Genomic DNA, 6,600 nt, shown 5'->3' on the forward strand with positions numbered 1-6,600 from the left:
AGGCCGGATCGCGGTGGTGACACAGATGCCCGGGGAGCGACCGGCGGCAGGACCGATCGCGAAACCGGCGAGGCGCCGCCGATCCTCCGGGATCGGCGTGCCCATCGCCAGGTCGCGCTTCCTGATCATCGCGGTGGCCGTGTTCGTCGGGCTCGGCCTTGCCTGGTGGGCGGCGACCGGACTGGGGTTGGTAAAGCCGATCTTCCTGCCGTCGCCGGGCAGCGTAGCTATGCAGATCGCCAAGCTCGCCGCCGACGGCACGTTGTGGCTGGACCTCAAAGCCTCGATGTACCGTATCTCCATCGGCTTCCTCATCGCCTCGGCCCTGTCGATACCGATCGGCGTGCTGATCGGCAGTTTCCGTTCCTGGGAAGCGGCCATCGAGCCGCTGGTGGATTTCATCCGCTACATGCCGGTCGTCGCTTTCGTGCCGCTCTCCATCCTGTGGGCGGGCACCGGCGATTCGCAGAAATTCCTGATCATCTTCATCGGCACCTTCTTCCAGCAGGTGCTGATGATCATGGACAATGTGAAACGGGTTCCAGCCGATTTCATTGGCCTTGGGCGTACACTCGGCTTGCCGGATCGCAAGATCCTGACGCGCATCGTCGTTCCCAGCGCCTTGCCGGGCATCTGGGATACGCTGCGCATCAGCCTGGGCTGGGCATGGACCTGGCTGGTGCTGGCCGAACTTGTCGCCGCGACTTCGGGGCTCGGCTATCGCATCACCGTGTCGCAGCGGTATTTCCAGACCAACACGATCATCGGCTACATCCTGCTGCTTGGCCTGCTCGGCCTCATCACCGACCAGGTGATGAAGGCGCTGGAAAAGGTGCTGTTCAAGCAAGAGGGCCGCTCGCAATGAGGTCCAGCCGATGAGCCCCCCCAAATTGCGGATCGCCGGTCTCCACAAGAGCTTCGGCACCGGCGAGCGGCGCACTGAAGTGCTGCGCGACATCAACCTCGATCTTGCCGACAACGAGTTTGTCTCCCTGGTCGGCACGTCGGGTTGCGGCAAGAGCACGCTGCTGTCGATCGTGGCCGGACTGCAGGACTTCGACGCCGGCGATCTCAGCATCGATGGCGCGCCGATCCTGCAGCCGGGTCTCGACCGTGGCGTCGTCTTCCAGTCCTACACGCTGCTTCCCTGGCTGACGGCGCGGCAGAACATCGAATTTGCCCTTAAGGCCGCCGGTTACGATCGCCCGACCTGCCGCAGGATCGCGCTGGAGCATCTCGAACTCGTCAAGCTGTCCGACAGCGCCGACCGCTATCCGGCCGAACTCTCGGGCGGCATGAAACAGCGCGTCGCCATTGCGCGCGCGCTTTCCTACCGGCCCAAGATGCTGTTGATGGACGAGCCATTCGGCGCGCTCGATGCCTTGACCCGGCATCAGATGCAGGAACTGCTGACCCAGATCTGGGAGGAACACAGGTTGACCGTCCTGTTTGTCACTCATGATGTGGAGGAGGCCGTCTATCTGTCGGACCGCATCGTCGTCATGGGGATCGGCCCGGGACGCATCACGCAGACCTTCAACGTCGATATTGAGCGCCCGCGCCGCGAAGAGGTGATGGAAAGCCCTGCATTCATGGATCTGCAGCGCGGCGTGCACAAGGCCATCCGCGAGGGTTCAAAACGCCCCGAAATGGCGTAGGCGCCTGTGGTCATCAGTAGGCCCAATCACGTCGCCTTGCCGACCGCCGCATCCAACTCCAGCTCGCCTTCCGAAATGTCGTCGAACGAGGCGTAGTTCATGTTGTAGAGGCGGGCGTAGAGACCTTTCCTTGCCATTAGCTGTTCGTGGTTGCCGCTTTCGACAATCTCGCCGTTCTGCAGCACGATGATGCGGTCGGCGCCGCGGATGGTCGCCAGACGGTGGGCGATGACCAGGCCGGTGCGGCCTTCCAGCAGGGTGATCAGCGCCTTCTGGATCAGCATCTCGGTGTAGGAATCGATGCTGGCCGTGGCTTCGTCGAGCACCAGGATCTTTGCATCCGCCACCAGCGCACGCGCAAAGCTGATCAGCTGGCGCTGGCCCAGCGAGAGATTGCCGCCGCGCTGCTCGAGTTCGGTATCGTAGCCATCTGGCAGGTTCTCGATGAAATCGTGCGCGCCGACGGCTTGTGCGGCGCGCACCACCTCTTCGCGGCTGGCTGATGTCTTGTGGTAGCGGATGTTTTCCAGCACCGAGCCGGAGAACAGGAACGGCTCCTGCAGAACCATCGCCACCTGATCGCCGAGCGAATCCTGGGTCAGGTCACGCACATCATGGCCGCCGACCAGAACCTCGCCCGACCAGACATCGTAAAAGCGGTGCACCAGCGCCATCGAGCTCGACTTGCCCGACCCGGTCGGGCCGACCAGGGCCACGGTCTCGCCCGGATTGACGCGAAACGAGATGTTCTTCAGCACCGGCTGGTTCGGCCTATAGCCGAAGGTGACGTTCCTGAACTCGACCGAGCCGTCCATGTCGCGCGACAGCGCGATAGCACCGTCCTTGTCGCTGACGTCGACCGGCACGTCGAGCACTTCGGAGATGCGCTGGCCCGAAGCCATGGCGCGCTGCATGACGCTGTATTGCATGGTCAGCGAGCGGATCGGGTCGAAGAAGCGCTGGATGTAGAACAGGAACGCCACCATGACGCCGATGTCGAGGCTGTGCGACAGCACCATCGAACCGCCGACGACGATGACGGTCGCCATGGCGATGCCGGTCAGCGTGTCGACGATCGGCACCATCACCTGCGCGTATTTCGCCGAGGTCAGATGGGCATTGAGATTGGCCAGCACCTTTTCGTCGTAGAGGTCGAAATTGACGTGCTGGCGCTCCAGGCTCTGCACCGTGCGCACGCCGTGGATGCCTTCCGCCAGCGCGCCATTGGCGATCGAGTTGGTCTCATGCGCGGCCATGAAAGCGACCTTGGCGCGCGGCAGCCAGCACAGGCGCACGATGAACAGCACCGGCATGGTCGACAGCGTCAGCAGCCCGAGCCGGAAATCCAGCCACAAAAGCACGCTGACGATGCCGAACAGCAGCACGATGTCGCCGACCGACATGACGGATGTTTCGAGGAATTCCTGCATCGAATTGACGTCGCCCTGCAGACGCGACATCAGACGGCCGACCTCGGTCTTGTCCATGAAGCTCAACGAGACCCGTTGCAGATGGCTGAACATGGCGCGGCGCAGGTCGGAGAGCACGTTCTCGGCCACTTTGCCGACGACGCTTTCCTGCACATAGGAGGCGGCATAGTTGATGAGGATGATCGCCGAGAAAGCGCCGATCGCGGCGATGATCACCGATTGGTCGAGCTTGCCTGCCGTCATGCCGTGGTCGATGGCGTAGCGGATGACCAGCGGAATCGCCAATTGGGTCAGCGTGAACACCAGTACGGCGGCGACCGAGATGAAGATCCGGCTCTGATACGGCTGCACGAAGCTCCAGATGCGCCTGACGATGCGCGGGTCGTAGGCCTTGCCGAAAACCTCCTCGTCGTCGCGGTGCGAGCCTACGACCGCCTTCGTCGGCCGGCCGCTGGTGTCTTCCTTGTCGTCGTCGGCCTGTGTCGACATCACGCGGCTCCCGCCACGACAGGCCGGTCATCGTCCGGCCGCAGCTGCAAATCGTACAGCGCGCGGTAGCGGCCACCGAGCGCTAGCAGTTCCTCGTGCGTGCCGCGCTCGACGATCCGGCCACCCTCGACGAACAGGATTTGGTCGGCATGCATCAGCGAGCTCAGCCGGTGCGAGATGATGAGCGTGACGCGGTCCCTGGCGAAGCGCTTCATCGCCGCCCGGATGCGCTGTTCGGTACCGGCATCTATTGCCGCGGTCGAATCGTCGAAGACCAGCACCGATGGCCGCAGCATCAGGCTCCGCGCAATGGTCAGGCGCTGCCGCTGGCCACCGGAAAGCGACGCGCCGCGCTCGCCGACAACCGTGGTGTAACCGGCCGGGAGGCCCATGATGTAATTGTGCAGCTGGGCGTACTCGGCTGCCTGCCCGATGCGGGTCTCGCGCGCCCAGGGATTGCCATAGGCGATGTTGTTCTCGATCGAGGTGGTGAACAGGAACGCGTCCTGCTGCACGACGCCGACGGCCTTGCGCAGCGATTTCAGCGTCACCTCACGAATGTCCTGGCCGTCGATGGTGATCGAACCCGAAGTGACGTCGTAGAAACGCGGGATCAGATGCGCGATGGTCGACTTGCCGCTGCCCGGTGGGCCGACAATGCCGATGGTCTCGCCGGACCGGGCCTCGAAGGAGATGCCGGACAGTGTCGACCGGCCGCCTGCGCCCTCATAGCGAAAGCCGACATTGTCGAAGCGCAGCACGCCGTCGCTGACGACGAGATCCCTGGCGCCGGGCGCGTCCTCGATGTCGAGTTCGGCGTCGAGCAGTTCGAACAGCCGGGTGCCGCAGGTCGAGGCGCGGGCGAAGGAATTGACCATCAGCCCGAGCTGGCGCACCGGCATCTGCAGGATGGTCATGAAGGTGAGGAACTGCGCCAGCGTGCCGACGCTGATCTGGCCTGCGATCACCTTCTGGCCGCCGAACCACAGGACCAGCCCCATGGCGGCCAGGAACGAGAAATTCATGGCGCTGGTGTTGGCGACGCGGATGTCGACGCGCTGATTGGCGAGGTCCAGTGCATCGCGCTTGGCGCGATCGAATTTTTCCAGCTCATGCCGCTGCGCTGCGAAAGCGCGCACGACACGGATACCGCCGAGGTTCTCATCCATCACCCGGCTCAGCACCGAGAGGCGCTCCTGCAACGTCAGCCAGGTGCTGCGCAGTTTGAGCTGGGTGACCGAGGACCGCCAGGCGACGAAGGGCACGAAGCTCAGACTGAGCAACCCGAGCACGGGATCGGTGCTGACCAGGAGATACGCGCCGACGCCGATCAGCACGCCGAGCAGCACCACGCGCAAAATGCCAGTGGAAAAGAACATGCGCACGCCGTCGAGATCGAGCAGGCCGAGCGTGATGAGATCGCCGGTGTGGACCCTGTCGTGGTAGGCGAAGCTCAGGCGCTGGATCTTCTCGTAGAAAGCCAGGCGCAGTTCATAGCCGGTGCGATGGCCGACGGCCTCGCCATAGTAGTTCTGCGCCATTGTGAAGAGGCCGCGCAGGATCGAGACGACGAGCAGCGTCAGCGCCGTATTCCACAGCGCCTGTTCCGCGGCAGCGCCGGCCCCGGCCGCCATGACGCCCTGCGCCTGGTCAATGGCGCGTCCCAGCAGGCGTGGGATGAAGAGCTGCAAGGTCGCGGCGATGAAGGTCGAGACGATGGTGATGGCGACCTGCCAGGGATGGCGCAGCGTCATGCGCACGATGCGGAGCAAGGTGCTGAGGCCCTTGCCCCAGGAGGCTTCCGCCACATGGGCAAACGATTTGCCGCGCTCCGGCGCGCCGCCGATTGCTTGCGTGTTCAAGGGAAATATCCAAACCAATCCGGAGGTTAGTCCGGACTAATAAAGCAGACTCAATTCAGATGGCGCGATGTTACGCGCGTCCGAGTTGACCCTTCAAGAGCCAATTCCGGTATCGCACTGTGCCTGAACGGAAGCGAGCATGCGACTGCGATCCGGCTGGCACCAGCGACGGAATCTACTTGCTGAAGGGCGTTGGCCGGACGCCAGCATCCGGCTGTACGCAAGCGACGGCCGGACGGGTGCGACCTCCCATCCGGCCGGAATGCGGTCTGCTAGGCAGGTATCAGGACGGCGATACGATGGACGCCGACCTCCTTACTTGTGTTCGTGGCCTCGTCGGTCTTGCCTTTGGCGCAGGTGTACATGTCGCCTTCCTTGAGCTTGAATTCCTTGTCGGCTTTCTTGATCGTGAATGCGCCTGAAGTAATGGTGCAGACCATGTCATTGTCCATCACCATCTGAGGCGCGTGTGCGCCGGGCTGGAACACCACGTCGACGACTGCGATGCTCTTGTAGGCGGGAATGTCGGAGTCGCCGGTGCTGACCTCAACCACCCTGACACCGGGCGCAATCTCCTTGCCTTCCTTCGGGCCGTATTTCTTGACCTTCGCGGACGCCGCCAGGGTGAACAGAGGCGTTATCGCGGCAGCCGTCACACCGAGAGCAATTGCAGACCTGCGATTTATGGTTTTCATTGCATCCTCCCACATGTTCGTCACGAACGAATGTGCATGACCACAATATATTAGCATGAACGAATATATTTGTATGCGAGGAAACACCCAGGCCCAGCGCGGGCACCAGGAACTCCGGGCTTCCAGTGTCGGCAAATCAGCATGCCATGACAATGTTGCACCGCCTCGCCAGCCGTCGGAGAGGTTCCATGCATCGGACGACCTGCCTGCCGCTGAAACCGAGTTGCTGCGGACCTTCGGACTGCTGTTGAGCCGCTCAAAAACCCTGGCCGTGCCGCCAGCAGGCGATCCGGTGGCCAGCCGCAACCTCTATGGCTGATGGTTCTGCCTTTCTGCAGTCGGGCAGGACCAGGGGGCAGCGATCGGCGAAGGCGCATCCGGTGTTCGGGACACCGGTGGCCTCGATCTCGGCTGGAGCGGATAGTTTCGGCTCGGCCTCATCGGAAGATGCCGCCAGAAGTAGTGC

General features: G+C 63.1%; 6 protein-coding genes. 3 read left to right on the forward strand and 3 right to left on the reverse strand.

Features of this window, described 5'->3' with window-relative positions; all coding sequences use genetic code 11:
- Positions 1 to 25 precede the first annotated feature (25 nt).
- On the forward strand, positions 26 to 865 hold the full coding sequence (locus tag EOB80_RS02145; protein WP_127322339.1) for an ABC transporter permease: 840 nt from the start codon (positions 26 to 28) through the stop codon (positions 863 to 865).
- Positions 866 to 875: 10 nt separating this feature from the next.
- The gene (locus tag EOB80_RS02150; protein WP_127269920.1) at positions 876 to 1,658 is read left to right on the forward strand and encodes an ABC transporter ATP-binding protein; all 783 of its coding nucleotides are present in this window, start codon (positions 876 to 878) and stop codon (positions 1,656 to 1,658) included.
- 26 nt (positions 1,659 to 1,684) lie between these two features.
- Here the strand turns inward: EOB80_RS02150 and EOB80_RS02155 are convergent, their stop codons facing one another.
- From EOB80_RS02155 to EOB80_RS02165, 3 genes are all read right to left on the reverse strand, one after another.
- The gene (locus EOB80_RS02155) at positions 1,685 to 3,577 is read right to left on the reverse strand and encodes an ABC transporter ATP-binding protein (protein ID WP_127326501.1); all 1,893 of its coding nucleotides are present in this window, start codon (positions 3,575 to 3,577) and stop codon (positions 1,685 to 1,687) included.
- Complete coding sequence (locus tag EOB80_RS02160) at positions 3,577 to 5,439, reverse strand: ABC transporter ATP-binding protein (RefSeq protein WP_127326502.1); 1,863 nt, start codon at positions 5,437 to 5,439, stop codon at positions 3,577 to 3,579. The genes EOB80_RS02155 and EOB80_RS02160 overlap by 1 nt, the downstream gene beginning before the upstream one ends.
- A gap of 272 nt (positions 5,440 to 5,711) precedes the next feature.
- Positions 5,712 to 6,134, reverse strand: a complete 423-nt coding sequence (locus tag EOB80_RS02165) for a hypothetical protein (protein ID WP_127270176.1) — start codon at positions 6,132 to 6,134, stop codon at positions 5,712 to 5,714.
- 55 nt (positions 6,135 to 6,189) lie between these two features.
- Between EOB80_RS02165 and EOB80_RS34415 the strand changes: the two genes are divergently transcribed.
- A complete protein-coding gene (locus EOB80_RS34415; protein WP_164762469.1) occupies positions 6,190 to 6,453 on the forward strand; it encodes a hypothetical protein in 264 nt (87 codons plus the stop codon).
- Positions 6,454 to 6,600 lie beyond the last annotated feature (147 nt).

The organism is Mesorhizobium sp. M7A.F.Ca.MR.245.00.0.0 (assembly GCF_003997415.1).
In the GTDB taxonomy this organism is placed as follows: domain Bacteria; phylum Pseudomonadota; class Alphaproteobacteria; order Rhizobiales; family Rhizobiaceae; genus Mesorhizobium.

What these genes read in the sequence shown, in the direction of transcription:
- EOB80_RS02145 (WP_127322339.1), top strand. Translation starts at nt 26, where the DNA reads ATGCCCGGGGAGCGACCGGCGGCAGGACCGATCGCGAAACCGGCGAGG.
- EOB80_RS34415 (WP_164762469.1), top strand. Translation starts at nt 6,190, where the DNA reads ATGAACGAATATATTTGTATGCGAGGAAACACCCAGGCCCAGCGCGGG.
- EOB80_RS02165 (WP_127270176.1), bottom strand. Translation starts at nt 6,134, where the DNA reads ATGAAAACCATAAATCGCAGGTCTGCAATTGCTCTCGGTGTGACGGCT.
- EOB80_RS02155 (WP_127326501.1), bottom strand. Translation starts at nt 3,577, where the DNA reads ATGTCGACACAGGCCGACGACGACAAGGAAGACACCAGCGGCCGGCCG.
- EOB80_RS02150 (WP_127269920.1), top strand. Translation starts at nt 876, where the DNA reads ATGAGCCCCCCCAAATTGCGGATCGCCGGTCTCCACAAGAGCTTCGGC.